General features: G+C 64.6%; 1 protein-coding gene. It reads left to right on the top strand.

Annotation, left to right across the window (positions count from 1 at the left end):
- Positions 1 to 1,101, top strand: a 1,101-nt coding sequence (locus JK361_RS40590; protein WP_201828244.1) for an AMP-binding protein, incomplete at both ends; no start/stop codon positions are given.

Raw genomic sequence — 1,101 nt, forward strand, 5'->3', positions numbered from 1 at the left:
TGTTTGATCGTGGGTCGGTCGAGCGGTTGGTGGAGCGTTTCGTTCGTGTGTTGACGGGTGTGGTGGCTTCGCCGGATGTGCGGGTGGGGTCGGTGGAGGTCCTGTCGGCGGATGAGTTCGGGCAGTTGGTGTGGGGTTTCAATGACACGGCGGTGGAGGTGCCGTGGGTGTCGTTGCCGGAGTTGTTCGCTCGGCGGGTTGCGGAGTTCCCGGATGTGTTGGCCGTGGTTTTCGAGGATGTGCGGTTGACGTATGCGGAGTTGGACGAGGTGTCGGACCGGCTGGCGTGTGTGTTGCGTGGGTTGGGTGCGGGGCCGGAGTCGACGGTGGCTTTGATGTTGCCGCGTTCGCAGTGGTTGCCGGTGGCGTTGCTGGCGGTGGTGAAGACGGGTGCGGCGTATCTTCCGGTGGATCCGGAGTATCCGGTGGATCGGATCGCGTTCATGTTCGCGGATGCGGATCCGGTGTGTGTGGTGACGTCGAGTGGTGTCGTGGGTGGTGTTCCGTCGGGTGTGCGGGCGGAGCGGGTTGTTGTCGACGGGCCTGGTTTCGCGGATGTGCTTGAGGGTGTGGGGGGTGGGTCGGTTGATGTTGTGGGTCTGCGGCCTGAGCATCCGGTTTATGTGATTTATACGTCGGGTTCGACGGGGCGTCCCAAGGGTGTGGTGTTTCCGGCTGGGGCGTTGGTGAATTTGCTGGTGTGGCATGCGGGGGTGATGCCGGCTGGTGTGGGTGTGCGGACGGGGCAGTTCGCGGCGTTGAGTTTTGATGCGGCGGCGCAGGAGATGTTCTCGGCGTTGTGGCAGGGGAAGACGCTGGTGGTGCCGCGGGATGAGGTGCGGCGTGATCCGGTGGAGTTGGTGCGCTGGTTCGAGGCGTATCGGGTGAGTGAGTTGTTCGCGCCGATGCCGATGGTGGAGGCTGTGGCCGAGGCTGCTGCCGAGCAGGGATTTGCTCTGCCTGGGTTGTGTGATGTGGCGCAGGCGGGTGAGGCGCTGGCGGTGCATGAGCGGGTGCGGGAGTTCTTTGCCGCGGTGCCGGGGCGGCGGCTGCACAACTATTACGGGCCGACCGAGTCGCATGTGGTCACGGCGTTGACGT

This window comes from Streptomyces musisoli (genome assembly GCF_016741855.1).
Classification (GTDB): Bacteria; Actinomycetota; Actinomycetes; order Streptomycetales; family Streptomycetaceae; genus Streptomyces; species Streptomyces musisoli.